The sequence below is a fragment of the Anaerococcus nagyae genome (assembly GCF_040364225.1).
GTDB lineage: Bacteria > Bacillota > Clostridia > Tissierellales > Peptoniphilaceae > Anaerococcus > Anaerococcus nagyae.
This window is the reverse complement of record NZ_AP031484.1, coordinates 1,105,587-1,124,775: the sequence shown is the minus strand read 5'-3', so window position 1 is coordinate 1,124,775 and position 19,189 is coordinate 1,105,587. Positions and strand designations below refer to the sequence as shown.

Below are 19,189 nucleotides of genomic sequence, written 5' to 3'. Positions count from 1 at the left end.
GATTAAATTATGTTGAGAAATAAAATAAATTTAAAAAAATTGTTATTAGGACTTTCTTTAAGCTTTTTAATATTGCCTCAATCAATATCACATGCAAGTAAAAAAGAAACAAGTATTAGTCTAAATAATGGTGTAAACAAAATTTCACATGAGTCAAGGCTGTTATTAAAATCAAGAGCAGTTAAATATGAACAACTAGAAAAAGATCTAGATGAGTTTTATGATAAGGGATCTAGCAAGATTTCCTCAGATAATATGTTATATCTATTAAAGAAAAATGATTTTACAGCAGAGGAATTGGATGCTGGTCTGGAAGGAACAGGACTTTCTGGTCTTGGTAAGGACTTTAAAAAAGCAGAGAATACTTATGGAGTTAATGCTATACTCTTAATGGCTATGGCCAAGCATGAGACCGGCAATGGAACAAGTGAACTTTTTTTAGAAAAGAACAATTTATTTGGTTTTAATGCAGTGGATTTAGATCCTTACAATCAAGCTACAGATTTTAAAACACCAGGAGATTCTATAGATACAGTGGCAAAACACTTAAAAGAAAAATATCTTTCCTCTAGGGGTGATTATTATAATGGTATATCGACAGATGCTATTGGAAAATCCTATGCAACAGATCCTGATTGGTCAAAAAAAGTTAACTGGATGATGATAGAAGTGTCAAATAATATGATAGATCAATTTAATCAAGAAGCAGGCAAGTAGCCTGTTTTTTTGTAAAAACTTTATTTAATATATAATAACTTCGAGGTGATTTATGGATACTAAAGTATATTTAAAAGGAAAATCAAAAAATGCTTATGAATTTTTTGGAGCTCATAAAAAGGACATTGGATATATATTTAGACTTTTTGCTCCAAATGCAAGTAAGGTTGAAATAATTGGAGATTTTAATGATTGGCAAGAACAGTCGCTAAGAAAATACCCTACAGGAGTTTTTTCCCTTACTATAAAAAATGCAAAAGCAAATGATAGATACAAATATGTGGTTTATGATTCTAATGGTAATACTGTTAAAAAATTAGATCCATTTTCTAGATCAATACTAGTAGATGAAAATTGTAGCTTAGTTAGTGATGATACTTATGAATTTGAAAATAATAAGGTAAATAAAGATGCACTTAATATATACCAAGTACACTTAGGATTATTACTAAAAGATAAGAGTAAATCTATTAAAGAGCATTATGAAGATTTAATTTATCATGCTAAAGACAACAACTTCACCCATATATCATTAATGCCCATTACAGAATATAAGAATTATAAATCTATGGGCTATTCGAGCATAGGATTATTTGCCTTAAGTGATCGCTATGGAAACATAAATATTTTTAAAGAGTTTATAGACAAGTGCCATCAAGAAAATATTGGATTAATTTTAGAACTTGATTTAGGCGAATTTGATCCTGATCCTTATTATTTAGCTGATTTTGATTCTACTAGATTATATGATTACGATTATAATGACATTAGATATAATTACTATGGATCTATGAACTTTGATTTGTCAAAAAATGCTAGTAAATCTTATTTATTGTCGGTGGTAAATTATTGGATCAAAGAATTTAATATTGATGGTATATGTATTTCTAATATAGAGAATATAATTTACTGGCAAGGTGATAAAAATAGAGGAGTAAATTCTGCAGGTGAGATTTTATTAAGGGAAATTATTGAACTTATAAGAAGTAAAAAAAGCTTATCTATAGCAAGTTACAATGGTATATATGATCTAGATTTTGATTTTGACTATATCTTTGATAATTCTATGAGAAGTCTTATAAGAATTTTCCAAAAGAAACCATATGACAGAGATAATTATAAAAGTGATATATATAAGTTAATTAATAAAAATAATTCTGATAGAATCTTAGGTTTTTCATATATTGATTCCTATTTAGAAGAAGCTAGTCTAGCCATGAAAATGCACGGTGATATGCATAAATTTGACCAATTAAAGAGCTTATTAACCTTAATATATACACTTAATTCTAGAAAAATGATTTTTATGGGAGATGAGTTTGCTGATTTAAGAACATTTTCTATTTACAATTCTCTTAACTTCAAAAAATTAGATAAGAGTCAGGAATATTTTAATAAATTCTTTAAAGATTTAACTAGGACTTATATAAATAATGAAGCTCTATCCAATAAAAGTTCTATTACACAGATTCTTGATATAGGCGGCTATAGTATTTATGCTTATATTAGAGAATTTAATGATAAGAGAATGCTTATAATTGTAAATTTAACTGATGTAGAATATTTTATAGTGAGTCCTTATAATTTAGTAGAATTAATTAATAGTCATAATTTAAATTATGGGGAAAGTGGAAATATAAATGGTAGTATTGAAAAAAATGAGAAAATACGAATAGAAGCTTATGGAGCAGTGATATTCCAAATTAAAAAGAAGCTGTTGTAAATAGATAAATCGTTCCAAAATCACTCGAGCACCTTCACAAAAAGGTTGACTTTCATGAGTCGGCGTGCCCAAACTTTCTGGTAGTGCATCTAATGATGGAACGATAGATATCTATTAATTGCAACAGCTTCTTTTATTTTATATATAAATGTTTAAAGTTATTTTTCTATTAAATCATATTTTATTTCTAAATTATGGGCTATATTTGTAAATCTTTCTAGGACAACTTTTCTAGGAATAATACCTAAAAAGTATCCATTTTTATGAGTCACACATACGAAGTTATTATTTATCAATAATCTAAGGACATCCTCAAGATTATAATTATCAAATAAAATAGGAACCATTTGATTCATTACTTGAGATACTGTAAGCTCTGATAATTTTTCTTCATCAAAAATTGATAAACCATATGGACTAGTAACTATATTAGAAATAGAGATTAATCCTCGAACTCTATCATCTTTATCTAATACAGGTATAGTTTGATAGCCAGAGGAAGATAGAACAAGGATAGCATGAACCAAGGAATCATCTTCTCTAACAATAGCAACATCGCTTGCTGGTATCATAATATTTTCTGTAGGTTCTTTAAACATTTCTTCTATATTTTTACCTATCATTTTTTGCTCCTTATATAAATTATAAACTAAAAAAAACATAAGTAAAGAAAAAAATACCCCTGAGTACTGACTCAGAGGTAAGATATGTAAGCACACCCAGTTTTGAAATAAATCCTAGTTAGAGTTTCTAAAAAAGTCTAGCTCGTGATAGGTGACCTTACGGCACACAGAAAGATCTGCTTAATGCTGCTACGTTCCCGTCCTGACATGGTTCACAGTTTCCTGTTGCGTAAGACCCATCAGTCAACACTATCTTTAGTAGGCTTATAAATAGAAAATATCCCTCGGCTGGGAATTAAACCCTGCTACAGCGGATTGCAGGTTACAAGGCACCGCTAGTTCCCCGTCTAGTGCATGGCGGAGAGCATGGGATTTGAACCCATGATACACGAAAAATGTATACACGATTTCCAATCGTGCTCCTTCAACCGCTCGGACAGCTCTCCATGCGATTAACATTTATAATTATACGACTAATTAAAAAAAATGCAAAATTTTGAAGAAAAAATTTTGGACTTCTTATGGTATAATAACTTATGGAAAGGAAGATTATGGCAAAAGCTTTATATAGAGAATATAGACCCAAGACTTTTGATGAGGTCTTAGGTCAGGATAGGGTCACCGATGTTCTAAGAAATCAGGTTAAGACTGGTAAGATCAGTCACGCATATATATTTTCAGGTGAAAGAGGTACTGGTAAAACATCTTGTGCTAAGATATTTGCTAAGGCTATAAATTGCAAAAATCCTATTAATGGCTCACCTTGTTTAGAATGTGAAAATTGTAAGGCTATTGAAGATGAAACTACTATTGATGTAGTGGAGATGGATGCTGCTAGCAACCGTAGGATAGATGATATAAGAAATCTAAAAGATAATGTTATTTATCCACCTAATAAATTAAAATATAAGGTTTATATCATAGATGAAGCTCATATGATAACTCGTGAAGCCTTCAATGCACTTCTTAAAATTATGGAAGAGCCACCAAGTCACTTGATATTTATCCTTGCTACAACAGAGATTGATAAGGTTCCTAAAACTATTTTATCAAGAGTTCAAAAGTTTGAGTTTAGTAAGATTAGTGATAGGCAAATAAAAGAGCAGATAGATAAGGTTCTTTCTGATAGAAATATATCAATTGAAAATGAAGCTATTGAATTAATTATAAAAAAGGCGAATGGAGCTATGCGTGATGCTTTAAGTATCCTGGACCAAGTAGTTTCGTTTGGAACTGACTCTTACAGCTTAGCTGAAGTTGAGAATATATTGGGCGTGGTAGATTTTTATGAAGTTGACAAGCTTACTCAGTCAATAATTACAAAAGACTCGAAGAAATCTCTGGAAAGTTTATTTAACTTAAGGAATAATAATAAGCCCAATAAGGACATACTCGATGCCCTCATTTCTTATTTTAATGATATAATGATTTTTAAATTAACTAATGATGACTCTTATTTTGATAATGAGGATTATATAGATTTTATCAAAAAAAGAGCGAGTGAAATTAGTGATTTAGAAATAAGTGATTATCTTGATATACTAATAGAGTATTCAAATAAAATGAAATTGACTGAAAATACTGATGTTCTTACTGAAGTATGCTTACTAAGACTTATAAATCTTAAAAATATAAATAATATAGAATCAAGAATTGAATACTTAGAAAAAAACTCTGGTGAAAATATAGTAGATCTAGTAAATTCTATTCTAGATAAGAAACTGGTAAATATAAGTAGTATTTCTAATCAAAATTTTAAGGCAGAAGATAGTTATTATCATAGTAAGGAAATTAATAGTCAAAAAGATCTAACCAAAGTGCAAGATAAAGATGTTACTTTAAAAGAATCCAGTAAAGAAAATAAAAAAGAAAAAGAGAATACTTCACAAAACTCTGAAGCTTCGCTAAATGCTAATCAAGAAGAAGAGATAAAATCTATGCTTATAAAGACAGCTGGTGGAGTATTAAATGGATTGTTTGCAGAAGAAGGATTTAACTATAGAATCATTAATAAAGACTTCATTATTTATGTCAAAGATGAATTCTATAAGATATTTATAGAAACAAAGCTTGGAAATATTGAAAATAATCTAAGAAGTATTTTAAGGGCAAATTATAATTTATATGTTGATTCATATGATAATATAGACAATAATATAGATAAAGACGAAACGATAAAAGAAGCAGAAGAAAATAAGAATCCCAAAGTAGATGAGACTGATAAGCTTAGAGAAATCTTTGGCGATGAATTAATTATAGAATAGGAGAATAAAATGGCAAAAGGCGGATTCCGTGGTGGACAACCAAACATGAATAATATGATGAAACAAATGAGAAAAATGCAAGAAGAAATGGAAAAAACTCAAGCAGATATAGAAGAAAGAGAATTTGAATCAACATCAGGTGGTGGAGTAGTAAAAGCTACAGTAAATGGGAAAAGAGAAGTAGTTTCTCTAAAAATTGACCCAGATGTAATTGACCCAGAAGATAGTGAAATGCTTGAGGACTTAGTTATTGCAGCAGTTAATGATGCAATGAAAAAGGCTGATGAATATTCAAGTGAATCTATGGGTAAACTTACAGGTGGACTAAATATCCCTGGACTTATGTAATGGCAGTCTTTCCAGAAAGTTTAGATAATTTAATAGAAGAATTTCAAAAGTTACCAACTATAGGACGCAAGTCAGCAGAGCGCTTAGCAATGAATATTGTTGAGCGCAATGAAAATGATATAGAAGAATTTTCCAAGGCGCTTTTAGAAGTAAAGGAAAAAATTCATAAATGTGAAATATGTGGCAACCTCACTGAAAATGATATTTGTAGTGTTTGCAAGGATATTACTAGACAAGAAGATTATATATGTGTAGTAGAAGATGTAAAAGATCTGATAGCCATTGAGAAATCTGGCGCTTTTCATGGAAAATATCATGTTCTTGGGGGCCTTATATCCCCATCAGATAATATTGGTCCAGAAGAATTAAATATAGATAAGCTAATAAAAAGGATAGATGATGAAGGAATTAATGAAATTATGTTAGCTATATCATCTACAATAGAAGGTGAGACAACCACCTTATTTTTATCAAATTTATTGGCTGATAAGGGTGTAAGGATTAGTAAGATAGCTCAAGGCATACCAGTTGGATCAAACTTAGAGTATTTTGACCAATTAACCTTAGAACGAGCTATAGAAGATAGGAGAGAAGTGCTTGAATAAAAAAATTATTTTAACTTTGGCATTGCTATTAGTATTTACTTCTTGTTCAAAGGAAAAAAGGCAAGAAGCAATAGATCCCAATCCTATTGAAGTTAGCGAAGAAAATCCTAAGTCAGATAAAATTGATATAAATCCTACAAGCTTTACTTCAAGACTAATTTTAGATAATATGGATAATAAAAATTTTAATATAAGGACTTCTAAAGATTCCAACTATATAGATATAGAAAAAGGAAATTTTGATATAGCAATAGTTCCTGGTTATTTGGGGCCATATTTTTATAATTATACAAATCAAAATATTAAGATAGCTGCAATAAGTTCGATAGATAATATAAAATTAGTCAGTGATAGTGTAATTAATGATCAAAATGATTTAAAGAAGAAAAATTTGTATATAGCAGATCCTGTAGGGAATTTATCTAATGTGGTAGATAAAAAATTAGGTCCATTAAATTTATTTTTAAAATTAAATATAGAATATTATAAAGATATGAATGATATAGTTAAAAAACTAGATGAATCTCATAATTTTTTAACTATTATGAAAGATCCGTATTATCAAAAATTAGAAGGTAATGATTATTATACATCAGATTTATCTAATTGGATTCCTATAGCTCAAGGTGAATTTGTAAGTGAAATTATTATCGTAAATAAGGACTACCTAAAATACAATAAAGAAGTTTTTAATCAGTTTTTACAATCTTACAAAGAAGTATCAAATAAACTAAAAGAAGATCCTGTAGCAAGTGATGAGATATTAAATATGTATAATTTAACAGATAGAGAAGCTAAAGAAGCGATTAATGATCAAAGTCTAACTTTTATAGAGGGCGATACAATGAAAGGTACCTATCAAGTTTTCCTTGATAGATTGAAAAATTTAGATACTTCATTATTAGGAGATATTATACCAGATGATGACTTTTATTATATGAGTGAATAAGCAAAGATAAATTATTATTGTAAGAACCATTTAATTGATGGTTCTTTTTTTATTTACTGGTTTAATATACAATATATATTGATTTTATTAAAACTAAAAAACTGAAGGAATTAAGGATTATAAATTAATTAGTATGTATGGTAAAGAGTTTTATGAAAATAGATTTAATAAAACCATAGGTAGATTAGAGACAGTAAAAAATGACTATTTTAGATTAAGATATCATATAAGTCAAAAAATAGGCTGGTTGAATGATCCCAATGGTCTTTGTCAATTTGATGGAGAATACCATATTTATTTTCAATACGATCCATTTGATGCAAGTGGAAAAAATATAATTTGGGGACATATTACAACAGCCGACTTTATAAATTATACTTATGAACAGCCTTTTATATTTGCTGATTCAAATTTAGATAAAGATGGTGCCTATTCAGGCTCAGCCGTTATAAAAGATAATAAAATAAACTTTTTTTACACTGGAAATGTAAAGTATAATGGCGCTTATGATTATATCTACAAAGGAAGAGAACACAACACTATAAAAATAGTATCAGATAATGGATATAATTTTGACGAAAAAGAGCTGTTATTATCCAATAAAGATTATCCGAATAATATGAGCTGTCATGTGCGAGATCCCAAGATATATGAAGAAAATGGTTTATATTATATGTTTTTAGGAGCAAGAAGTAATGATAATAATGGATTAGTTCTAGTATATAAATCAAGTGATTTGAGTACATTTACCTATCATATGCAGATAACAACGTCCTATGATTTTGGTTATATGTGGGAGTGCCCTGATTATTTTGATATTAATGGTAAAAAATACCTACTAGTTTGTCCACAAGGTCTAAAAAGTGAAGAATTTAACTATCAAAATGTATACCAATCTGGGTATTTTCCAATTGAAATTGATTTAGAAAGTAAAAAATATAATCTAGGAACATTTGCTGAGCTAGATTATGGTTTCGATTTTTATGCACCTCAAACATTTGAAGATAAAAAAGGTAGAAGAATTCTGATAGGATGGATGGGGATGCCTGATGCTAGTTATAGCAATCCTACAATAGAGAACTATTGGCAACATTGTTTGACAATTCCGAGAGAGATTAAAGCTAGGGATAATAAGATTTTACAATCACCTATTGAAGAATTAAAAGCTCTAAGAAAAGACAATGTTGATATTATAAAATATCACTCTTATGAAGAAAATATTTTTGAATTCATATCTTATAATTTAGAGAAAGAATTTGAAATATATTTAAGAAAAGATGTAAAATTAATTTATAATAATGATATACTTCATCTATATATAGATGAATCAGGTTATGGAAGAAATGATAGAAAAGTAATAATAGAAAGTATGAATAATTTGAGGATATTTTCTGACTCATCTTCAATAGAAATATTTGTAAATGATGGAGAATATGTATTATCTTCTAGGATCTATGCTAAAGAAAAATACTTTAGTTCATCAATAAAAGGAAATTTATATAAATTAAAATCTATAAATTGGAACTAAAAAGAGGTATTAAAATAATTTTTGGGTTGTTGCAAAATAATAAATCCTTTTTGTGTATACTAAAATAATTTTTCCTGGGACATACTATAGATTAGTTTCTTAAAGTAAATAAAGATTTAAATAGTCCTTATATGAGTAATTGTTAGGAGTGTGCATACATTTAATAATTACCAAGCTTTATTTTAAAAGAAAAAGACAGTAAGATGTCGACTGTACACCTCCAAATAATAAGAAAGATAAGTTAAGAGAAGAAGTGAAAGGTAAGAAAAAAGAGGACTAAATGTCCTCTCTTTTTGTTTATTGTACCAAGTATTTTTTATTTTTTTATTGGGGACAGGTTGGGGACAACATATATTTTAAATGTTGCAATTCCAACCTGTTCTCTTTTTTTATGGTGGAGATGATGGGAATCGAACCCATGTCCGCGGAAGCCTCCTCAATAGCTTCTACAAGCTTAGTAAGTTTAAAGATTTCGCATAAAGACTCTTAAACTTACAAATAGTTTTTATGCTAGCTTCATCTTACTGCTCATATCTCAAAGCTTTGGTATGAGAGTTGTCGCTATAATTATGAAACAAATTGTAAGTTTGCGACAAACCTACAATTCATTGCTACCAGTTTCTTAGGCAGCTAGTGCGAAGTTTGCTTCGCTATTATTGTTTGCGTTTATATTTAAATACTGATTTACGTGTCAGAAAACGACTTGCTACTAAAGATTATTCGACCACGTCGAAACCTAGGCATCCCCATGTAGCTTACATTATACTTTTTATAATTTAATTGTCAAAAAAATTAAATTATGTAAAATATTTCTTAAGAAAAGGTTTTTTAGTTCTTTATAATGTTTTTTTCGGGTATCTATATATTAATTAGAATATATGACTTTATTTGTGAAGGAGGGCACATGAGAAACTCAAATAAAACAGCTGCTATGCTTTTGGCTGGCGGACAAGGTTCTAGACTTAAAGCACTTACGAAGGACATGGCAAAACCGGTTGTTCCTTTTGGCGGGAAATATAGAATAATAGACTTCGCTTTAAGTAATTCAACCAATTCAGAGATTAAAGATATAGGTGTTTTAACTCAATATAAACCACAACTTTTAAATAAGCACTTAGGGATTGGTTCTGCTTGGGATTATGACAGAAATAATGGTGGACTTCGAATTCTTTCACCTTATTATACAGAAGAAGGTGGTAAATGGTTTGAAGGTACTGCAAGCGCTATATATGAAAATATAAATTATTTAGATCAAGTTAATCCAGAATATGTTTTAATATTATCTGGAGATCATATATATAAGATGGATTATAGGAAACTTCTTGATGTTCATAAGAAAAAAGGTGCAGATGCAACTATTGCTGTAATGGAAGTTGATTGGGATGAAGCAAGTAGATTTGGAATTATGAATACTGATAATGATGGTAGAATAACTGAGTTTGAAGAAAAACCAGAAGAACCAAAATCAAATCTTGCGTCCATGGGAATTTATGTATTTAATTGGAAAATTTTAAGAAAAGCTCTTATAGAAGATAATAAAGATCCTAACTCTACAAATGATTTTGGGCATGATATTATTCCCAAAATGCTAGAAGATGGTGAACCAATTTATGTTTATAAATTCGATGGATATTGGAAAGATGTAGGTACAGTAAAAAGCTTCTGGCAAGCAAATCTTGATTTGATTGATCCTAATAATGAACTTGATATATATGATGAGGATTGGAAAATTTATACAACAAGCCTTAATTTGCCACCGCATAGAATTGGCCCAAATGGTGAACTTAAAGATGCTTTGGTAAATGAAGCTTGTGATATTGATGGTAGAGTTGAAAATTCCGTATTATCCTCAAATGTCAAAGTGGAGAAAGGTGCAGAAGTTTACAATTCTGTTTTGCTTAATGGGACAAAGGTTAAATCTGGGGTCAAGATTTATAATTGTGTGGTAGCTGAGGATATAGAGATAACAGAAAATATTGGAGATGCCGAAACTGATAAGGTATATCTTGTAAGTTCTGAAGGAATAGGAGAGGAATAAAATGGATAATGTTTTAGCTTTAGTGTATAGCTCTGAGTTTAACCCAGATAGCTACGGTGAATTATGTAAGGTAAGACCTGACTATATGCTCCCATTTGCTGGTAGATATAGAATTATAGATTTTACCTTATCAAATTTATCTAATTATGACATAAGTAATGTTATACTTTTTGCAGGAAATAAGATGAGGTCTACTCTAGATCACATAGGAAATGGTAGAAGTTGGGAGCTTAATAGACGCCATGGTGGTCTAACAATAACTCCTCCAGATTTTACAGATACCAATCCTTCAGAAGTTACCACTTACTATGATTCTATGATGGCATTTGAAGAAAGTAATGCAGAATATGTATTTATAACAAATCCTATGTATATTAATAAAGTTGATATCAGTGATGCAAAAGAAAAAATGAAATCTTCAAATGCTGACGCCTTGATATTTACTAAAAAAACTACGGACGAAAATGGATTTTATTTAAATCGAAAAATTATAATTTCAGATGAAAATGATAAGCCAATAAATCCAGGTGTCAATCTTGGACTAAATGATGAGTTTGATTTATTTGCAGGATCTATACTTATTAAAAGGGAAGTATTTATAAAAGTCTTAAGATATGCTATTGAGGTCAATAATATTTCATCAATATTAGCAGCACTATTTGAATTTCCTGGAGATATAAATAAAGATTTTTATAGAATTGACAATCAGCTTGAGATTATTATGGATATATATTCTTTCTTTGATGCAAACTTCAAACTTTTAGATAAAAAGTATTATGATAAGCTATTTTATAAGGATGGTTTGGTTTATACAAAGTCAAAAGATGAACCATCTACTTCCTATACAAAAGATAGTAAAGTTAAAAATTCCTTAGTTGCTAATGGATCAATTATAGAAGGTGAAATTGAAAACTCTATTATCTTTAGAGGTGTTACAATTAAAAAGGGAGCTGTCATCAAAAACTCTATAATATTTCAAGATTCTGTTATAGGTGAAGATTCTATAATAAATTATGTAATTACAGATAAAGGCACCCAAATTGGTAAAAATGTTAAGTTATTTGGTAATAGGACTCACCCATATGCGTCAAGTAAAAATGAAGTATTAGAAACCAGGAGCTATGAATGAACATATTATATTTAACTAGTGAAGCAGTACCTTTTATAAAGACTGGAGGACTTGCAGATGTTGCAGGTTCTCTTCCTCAAGAACTTATTAAAGATGGATTGGATGTAAGGGTAGTCTTGCCTTTATATGCATCTATAGATGAAACTTATCGTTCAAAAATGGAAAAGATAACAGAGTTTTATGTTGATCTTGACTGGAAACATCAATATGCTGGAGTTTATAAATTAGATTATAAAGGTGTAGCCTTCTATTTTATAGATAATATGGAATATTTTGATAGGGATTATCCTTATGGTTTTGATGATGCTGCTGAAAGATTTATTTTCTTTTCGAAGGCTTGCACTTTACTACCAAAGGAAATTGAATTTAAGCCTGATATTATCCACTCTAACGATTGGCATACAGCTTTAGTTAATGTATTTGTAAATGACTTTAGGCATGGAGACAGTTATTATGATGATATCAGAACTTTATTTACTATACATAATTTAAAATACCAAGGTGTATTTGACTCTGATAATATGAAGATCGCTGGTCTAGATGGTGGCTATTTTAATGAAAATGATTTAAAATTTTATGATGCTATAAACTTTATGAAAGGCGGTATAATTCATGCAACAGCTGTAAATACGGTTTCAGAAAATTATGCACGAGAAATCCATTATCCATTTTATGGAGAAGGTTTAGATGGTGTTATTAGACAATATGATTATAAATTATCGGGAATTGTAAATGGAATTGATTATAAGGAATGGAATCCAGCTACGGATAAGTTAATCGACCAAAACTATGATGTTAATTCCCTAGACAAGAAAGTTTTAAATAAGCTTGCTCTCCAAGAGATGTATGGATTACCACAAAGAGAAGATGTTCCAATGATTGGTCTTGTTTCTAGACTTAATGAAATGAAAGGTCTTGATTTAGTTCGCTATATATTAGATGAATTACTACAGGAAGATATTCAATTTGTAGTGCTTGGTACAGGCGATTATACCTATGAGGAGATGTTTAAATACTTTGCTTGGAAGTATCCTGAGAAAATGGCGAGTAGAATTTATTTTGGTGGAGCAGAGGCTCATAAAATTTATGCATCAAGTGATTTCTATTTGATGCCATCCATTTCAGAACCTTGCGGTATAAGTCAATTAATAGCAATGAGATACGGATCACTTCCTATAGTACGTGAGGCAGGAGGATTAAAAGATACCGTTATTCCTTACAACGAATATACGGGGGAAGGGACAGGATATTCTTTCTCAAATATTAATGCTCATGAATTACTATTTGCTATAAAAAATGCAACTAATATTTATAAAAATGATAAAAATTCTCATAATAGATTAATAGAAAATGCTATGAACCAAGATATTGATTGGAAGATGTCTGCAGATAAGTATTTGAAACTATATGAAGAAATTAGAGCATAATTTATGATTACAAGCAAAGATATAATTATAGAAAGAATACAAAATTATTTGTATTCTTTTTATGCTAAAGATATAAAGACAGCTAGAAAAAACGAAATCTACGATTGTTTATGCAGATACCTTATGGAAATAATAGGTACTAGATGGGTTGATACAAAAAGACATAAAGAAGATTATGAAGTTTATATCCTTAGCTTTGAATATCTGCCAGGAAGATTTTTAGAAAATATTATTTATAAGCTGGATATTGAACAGGAGATTAGACAGGCTCTTAGTGAAATTGGCTTTGACTATGAAACCATAATATCATATGATCCTGAGCCTGACCTTGGTATAGGTGATATGGGTATAGGATCAAGTTTCTTGATAAATGCCCTAACAAATCAAAAAATTAAAACAACAGCCTATGCCTTAAGGTATGAATCTGGAAATTTTAAACAGATTATTGAAGGTGGCAAACAAGTTGAATCTTCTTATTCTTGGTTAAGATATGGAACAAATTGGGAACATAAAAAATCTTTTACAAATATTATTAATATATATGGAAGAGATCATAAAACTGTAACCTATGATATGCCTGTCGTATCAAAAGATGCAAGCTTTATAAATACTCTTAGACTATTTAAGTCTGACTCGACTTTAAGTGTAAATATTAACGAGTTTTCAAAGGGGGATTTATTAAATGCTTATGATGATTATATAAATAATTCATCTATAACAGAATTCTTATATGTAGATGATTCTACTTATGAAGGTAAGATGCTTAGACTTAAACAAGAATATTTCTTCTCAGCATCTGCGATGAGAGATTTCGTTCGTCGCTTTATTTTATACTATGATGACATTAGAACTATAAACAAAAAGACAGATGTAGTTATAAACGATATTCATCCTACTTTAGCGCTGATAGAATTTATAAGGATTTTAACTGATGAGCATAATTTTACTATCAAAGAGGCAATAGCTTATACTAGGGAAATATTCCATCATATTGTATTTTCTACAACAGATGATAGCTTTGAAAGATATCCTATAGATGAAATTAGAAAAATGAATAAAGACATTTTTGAAACTATGGTTAAGATTCAAAATGAATTAGCTAAGGAAGATGGTTTTACACCTTTTATAGTAGATGGTTTAGTATTGTTTAAATACATTAATATGGCCCTCAGCAAAGATTATATTTTCTTATCAAAAATTCTAAGTGAAGATAAAAAAAATTCGAAAAATGTTTGTTATAAAAATATTGGTACAGATAGATTTCTTTATTCAAAAAGTGCCAATATATATCTTGATAAAACTTTATTATCTTATTATATAGATATAACTGATCCTAAATCTTTAAGAAATATAGAAGAATTAAAAAATAATATAGATTTAATAAATGATTTGGAATTAATTAAATACCAAAATAAACTTAAATTAATCAAATTTTTGGGAGAAGGTAGAGGAAAAATAAATCCGCACTCTATATTTGATATGCAACTATCTATTATGCATGAGAGCAAAAGACAAATACTTAATGCTATGGCAATTGCCTATCAGTTTTACTATCTAAGAGATAATGCTAATGCTTATTATGTTCCTAGGACATATGTATTTTCAGGCAAAGCAAATGAAGGCTATTTTATAGCTAAAGAAACTATAAAATTTATCTTTGCTCTTAAAAATTTAATAGAATCAGATAAGATTATAAGAGAAAAAATCAAAATTATATTTGTAGAAGATCTTTCTGTTGGAGATTTAAGATATTTGTATCCGGCTGCAGATGTTTATAGTAATCTTAATCATCCCTTATTAGATAATCAAAATTTTAATACATTAAATGCGTTATTCAATATGTCAAATTTAGTAACAAGCAGAGGCGGTATAACAGAAAATGTAGATAAAACAAATGATTTTTATTTTATGGGGGATTCATATCTTAAAATAAAATCTATAAAAGAAAACAATTTCTATAATGCTAATGATTTTATTTATCAAAACGAAATAGTAAAATATACCACAGAAAGACTTTTAAAGGAATCATATGAGCAATTTCCTTATGACTTTAAAATAATCTATAATGAGATCCTCATGTATAATGATTCTTTTAATGTATTCTATGACCTAAAATCACTAATTGATGCCCGCGAAAAAATATCTAAAGATTACTTAGATAAAGAAAAATGGGTTAAGCAGCAAATTAGTAATATTATTTGGGCCAATGAATTTGATATGGATTACACTGAGAAGAGGAAATTAAATTTTGATAAGTAATATTGATCAATTAACCTATGAAGATATAAAAGATTATGAGCTTGGTGCGATTTATTCTAAGCAAAAAACAATGTTTAGAGTGTTTGCACCAGAACGAGAGGTTAAATTATCTTTATCTAAGGATTATAGCAATCCTAGAAAAGAAATATATGCTATGCAACAAAATAAAATAGGTATTTGGGAATTAAGTTTAAAAGGTGACTATGAAGGCTACTATTATTCTTATATAGTCGAGGATAAATATGAAGTGACAGACCCATACTCATTTACAAGCTCTATAAATAGCATGTATTCTGTAGTAATAGATATGGACAAGACTAATCCTGAAGATTTTAAGTCTAGTAAGATTCCAATTATAGTAGAAGATGAAGCTATAATTTATGAGATGAATGTCAAAAATTATACGGCAGATGAGACAAGCGGTGTGAGAAATCGTGGGAAATATCTAGGAATTAGTGAAAAAAATACAAGATATAATGGATTTAAAACAGGTCTAGATAATCTAGAAGAACTTGGAATAACTCATGTTCAGCTTTTACCTATATATGATTTTATATCAGTTGATGAATCAAATGAGAGATTTTTTGATGACGATAATTACAATTGGGGATACGATCCAGAACTATACTTTGCACCAGAAGGTTCTTACTCGACTGATCCTAATAATCCACTTTCACGTGTAAGAGAATTAAAGAAGATGATTTTAGCCATTCATCAAAAAAATATAGCTGTTATTATGGATGTTGTTTATAATCATACCTTCAAATCTTATGACTCTAACCTAAATACTCTAGCTCCTAATTATTACTATAGGATGAATAATGATGGTACTTTTTCCAATGGCTCTGGAGTAGGCAATGAGCTAGCTAGTGAAAGGCCTTTTGCAAGAAAGCTAATAATTGATTCTCTAAAACATTGGGTTAATGAATACAAAATAGATGGTTTTAGATTTGATCTTATGGCTTTAGTGGATGTTGATACCATAAAGCTTGCTTTAAAAGAATTAAGAAAAATAAACCCTAACTTAATAATCTATGGAGAACCTTGGATGGCATTAGATACTACACTTGATTATGATAAGCATACAGTTAAAGGTAGCCAAAGGTCTAATGGATTTGGTGTTTTTAATGATGTTTACAGAGATGCAATAAAGGGAGACACTGATTCATATGGCATTGGGTATGTACAAGGTAATTATAGTCTAAAAAACCTCATTGAAGAGGGAATAGCAGGATCAATCAATTATGATAAGAGTAGGAATGGATTTTGCGATTATGCTTCAGAGACTATAAATTACTTTAATTGTCATGATAATTTGATTTTATATGATAAGTTACAAGTATCTATAAATGATTTGGATAAAATTAATGACTATGTAAAACTTGCTATGGGATTAATAATGTTATCCTATGGTAAGCCCTTTCTTTATGAAGGAAATGAGTTTAATCATAGTAAGCATAATGATAGAAATTCATACAATTCACCACTTTTTATAAATGCTATTAACTGGAAAGAAAAACAAGATAATCAAAACATATTTAATTATAGTAAGGATATAATATCTTTAAGAAAAGAATTAAAAGTTTTTAACGAATCTGATCCAGATAAAATTAGAGAAAATCTTACTTTTATAGATGGCTTAGATAATTCGATTATAGCTTATAAAATTAAAACTGATAAGACTTATATATTAGTAGCAATTAATGCTGGCAATAGTACTTTAAATATTAGTAAAGAGAAGATATCAGTTTTTTTAGAATGTAAAAATCTAGAAATTAAGAGAATTTTCTCTAAAGAGGGTAAAGATAATAGTAAAGTAAAGACTATAAGCTTAGAAGAACGTTCGGTAAATGTTTATAAAATAGGAGAATAAAAAATGGATTATAAAAAAAATTATGAATTGTGGTATAACAATGATAAATTTGATGAAGATACTCATAAAGAATTAGAAGAAATAAGAGGCAATGATGAGGAGATTAAAGATAGATTTTATTCATCTTTAGAGTTTGGTACAGCTGGTTTACGTGGAAAGCTTGGAGCTGGAACTAATAGAATGAATGATTATATGGTAGCTCAAGCTAGTCAAGGATTTGCAGATACTATTGCTGAAATGGGTGAACAAGCAAAAAAAGCTGGAGTTGCTATAGCTTATGATGTACGTCATAAATCAGAGGACTTTGCTCATATAGCTGCAGAAGTTTTTGCTGCAAATGGAATAAAGGTTTATATACATAGAGAAATCCAACCGACTCCAGTTTTATCTTATACAGTAAGACATTTAAAAACCAGTGCTGGGGTAATGGTTACAGCAAGTCATAATCCAATGGAATATAATGGTTATAAGGCTTACAATTCTGAGGGAAGTCAAATTTTGGATCAAACAGCTAATAAAATTTTAGGACATATAGAAGAGCATCCAGACTTTTTTGAAATACCACGTGTAGATTTTGAAGAAGGATTAAAAGATGGAATTATAGAATGGGTACCTAATAGTCTAATCGAAAATTATGTGAAAGAAATCTTAGCTTGTACTATAAATGATAATGATATAGATAAAGATATTAATATTGTTTACACTCCACTAAATGGTACTGGAAACAAACTTGTAAGACGTATATTAGATGAGAGGGGATTTAAAAATATTCATGTTGTAGCTGAGCAAGAAAACCCAGATCCAAACTTCACAACTGTAGGTTATCCTAACCCAGAAATGCCAGAAGCTTTTGAATATTCGGAAAAACTTGGTAAAGAGGTTGGAGCAGATTTGTTACTTGCAACAGACCCTGATGCGGATAGATGTGCTGTTGAAATTAAAGACGATAATGGTCAATATGTATTTCTAACAGGAAACAAAATAGGATCTCTACTCACAAATTACATCCTATCAGCGCTTAAGGAAAATGGTGAATTGTCAGAAAATGCTGCTATAGTAAAATCATTGGTAACAACAGATCTCATAGCTCCTATTTGTAAAAAATATGGCGTAAAGAAATACGATGTGTTGACAGGATTTAAAAATATCTATGCAGTAGCAAATGAACTTGAAAAAAGTGGTGAAGGTAAATTTGTATTTGGTTTTGAGGAGTCTATTGGTTATAACTATAAGGACTTTGTTAGAGATAAAGATTCTGTAAATTCTGCAATGATGATATCAGAAATGGCAGCTTATTATAAAAAACAAGGAAAATCGCTTCTTGATGTTTTAGATGAAATATATAAAGAACATGGATACTATGCAAATGATGTAATATCTATAACTCTTCAAGGATTAGATGGCAAGGAAAGAATTGGAAGAATTATGGAATATGTTCGTAACAATCCACTAGAAGGTCTTGCTGGTCTTTGTACAGAAAAAATAGTTGATTATAAGCTAGATGAAACAGGCCTTCCAAAATCTAATGTTCTTAAATATTATTTTGATGACAATTCTTGGCTAGCACTAAGACCATCTGGTACTGAACCAAAGATCAAAATATATGTAAATGCAGTAGATACTAGTGAAAAAGCAGCAGAAGACAAAAAAGATCAATTAGTTAAACAAATGCAAGAGACAATTGAGTCTGTAGAGTAAATTTTAAG

At 29.3% G+C, this 19,189-nt stretch carries 14 protein-coding genes, 1 tRNA gene and 2 other RNA genes; 13 read left to right on the top strand and 4 right to left on the bottom strand.

Annotation, left to right across the window (positions count from 1 at the left end):
• The first annotated feature begins 9 nt into the window (after positions 1-9).
• Together ABXG81_RS05500 and ABXG81_RS05495 are read left to right on the top strand one after the other, a co-directional pair.
• Entirely contained in the window at positions 10-717 is a 708-nt protein-coding gene (locus tag ABXG81_RS05500; protein WP_288222894.1) for a glucosaminidase domain-containing protein, read from the top strand.
• Between the two features lie 52 nt (positions 718-769).
• Complete coding sequence (locus ABXG81_RS05495) at positions 770-2,440, top strand: glycogen-branching protein (protein WP_353528470.1); 1,671 nt, start codon at positions 770-772, stop codon at positions 2,438-2,440.
• 158 nt (positions 2,441-2,598) lie between these two features.
• On the opposite strand, the gene cbpB is transcribed toward ABXG81_RS05495, so the two are convergent.
• The 3 genes from cbpB to ABXG81_RS05480 form a co-directional block, all read right to left on the bottom strand.
• Positions 2,599-3,063, bottom strand: coding sequence for a cyclic-di-AMP-binding protein CbpB (cbpB, locus tag ABXG81_RS05490; RefSeq protein ID WP_117521505.1), 465 nt, complete (start codon positions 3,061-3,063; stop codon positions 2,599-2,601).
• Positions 3,064-3,151: 88 nt separating this feature from the next.
• Positions 3,152-3,419, bottom strand: an RNA gene (gene ffs, locus ABXG81_RS05485) — signal recognition particle sRNA large type.
• A tRNA-Ser gene (locus ABXG81_RS05480) sits at positions 3,419-3,509 on the bottom strand. Before ABXG81_RS05480 ends, ffs begins: the two co-directional genes overlap by 1 nt.
• 105 nt (positions 3,510-3,614) lie before the next feature.
• On the opposite strand from ABXG81_RS05480, the gene dnaX reads away from it, so the two are divergent.
• The 5 genes from dnaX to ABXG81_RS05455 all read left to right on the top strand — a co-directional run bounded on the left by dnaX (position 3,615) and on the right by ABXG81_RS05455 (position 8,757).
• Positions 3,615-5,327: a DNA polymerase III subunit gamma/tau gene (dnaX, locus tag ABXG81_RS05475; protein WP_353528468.1), complete on the top strand. Its 1,713-nt coding sequence runs from the start codon at positions 3,615-3,617 to the stop codon at positions 5,325-5,327.
• Positions 5,328-5,336: 9 nt separating this feature from the next.
• Complete coding sequence (locus tag ABXG81_RS05470; RefSeq protein WP_117521509.1) at positions 5,337-5,675, top strand: YbaB/EbfC family nucleoid-associated protein; 339 nt, start codon at positions 5,337-5,339, stop codon at positions 5,673-5,675.
• Positions 5,675-6,280 (top strand): recombination mediator RecR, encoded by a 606-nt coding sequence (gene recR, locus ABXG81_RS05465; protein ID WP_117521511.1) that lies wholly within the window; start codon positions 5,675-5,677, stop codon positions 6,278-6,280. Before ABXG81_RS05470 ends, recR begins: the two co-directional genes overlap by 1 nt.
• Positions 6,273-7,229, top strand: a complete 957-nt coding sequence (locus ABXG81_RS05460) for a hypothetical protein (protein ID WP_117521513.1) — start codon at positions 6,273-6,275, stop codon at positions 7,227-7,229. The genes recR and ABXG81_RS05460 overlap by 8 nt, the downstream gene beginning before the upstream one ends.
• 133 nt (positions 7,230-7,362) lie before the next feature.
• On the top strand, positions 7,363-8,757 hold the full coding sequence (locus ABXG81_RS05455; RefSeq protein WP_316122356.1) for a glycoside hydrolase family 32 protein: 1,395 nt from the start codon (positions 7,363-7,365) through the stop codon (positions 8,755-8,757).
• Between the two features lie 392 nt (positions 8,758-9,149).
• Here the strand turns inward: ABXG81_RS05455 and ssrA are convergent.
• Positions 9,150-9,505, bottom strand: a transfer-messenger RNA (tmRNA) gene (ssrA, locus tag ABXG81_RS05450).
• 156 nt (positions 9,506-9,661) lie between these two features.
• Here ssrA and ABXG81_RS05445 point away from each other — a divergent pair.
• Genes ABXG81_RS05445 through ABXG81_RS05420 form a run of 6 tightly spaced genes read left to right on the top strand, consistent with a single transcriptional unit; the run spans position 9,662 to position 19,181 of the window.
• Entirely contained in the window at positions 9,662-10,795 is a 1,134-nt protein-coding gene (locus tag ABXG81_RS05445; protein WP_117521517.1) for a glucose-1-phosphate adenylyltransferase, read from the top strand.
• A 1-nt stretch (position 10,796) separates the two neighbouring features.
• Positions 10,797-11,924, top strand: a complete 1,128-nt coding sequence (gene glgD, locus ABXG81_RS05440) for a glucose-1-phosphate adenylyltransferase subunit GlgD (protein ID WP_117521519.1) — start codon at positions 10,797-10,799, stop codon at positions 11,922-11,924.
• Positions 11,921-13,351, top strand: coding sequence for a glycogen synthase GlgA (glgA, locus tag ABXG81_RS05435; RefSeq protein WP_353528465.1), 1,431 nt, complete (start codon positions 11,921-11,923; stop codon positions 13,349-13,351). Before glgD ends, glgA begins: the two co-directional genes overlap by 4 nt.
• 3 nt (positions 13,352-13,354) lie before the next feature.
• A complete protein-coding gene (locus ABXG81_RS05430) occupies positions 13,355-15,610 on the top strand; it encodes a glycogen/starch/alpha-glucan phosphorylase (protein ID WP_117521523.1) in 2,256 nt (751 codons plus the stop codon).
• Positions 15,600-17,483, top strand: a complete 1,884-nt coding sequence (gene pulA, locus ABXG81_RS05425) for a type I pullulanase (RefSeq protein ID WP_353528463.1) — start codon at positions 15,600-15,602, stop codon at positions 17,481-17,483. Before ABXG81_RS05430 ends, pulA begins: the two co-directional genes overlap by 11 nt.
• 3 nt (positions 17,484-17,486) lie before the next feature.
• On the top strand, positions 17,487-19,181 hold the full coding sequence (locus ABXG81_RS05420; protein ID WP_353528462.1) for a phospho-sugar mutase: 1,695 nt from the start codon (positions 17,487-17,489) through the stop codon (positions 19,179-19,181).
• Positions 19,182-19,189: the final 8 nt, after the last annotated feature.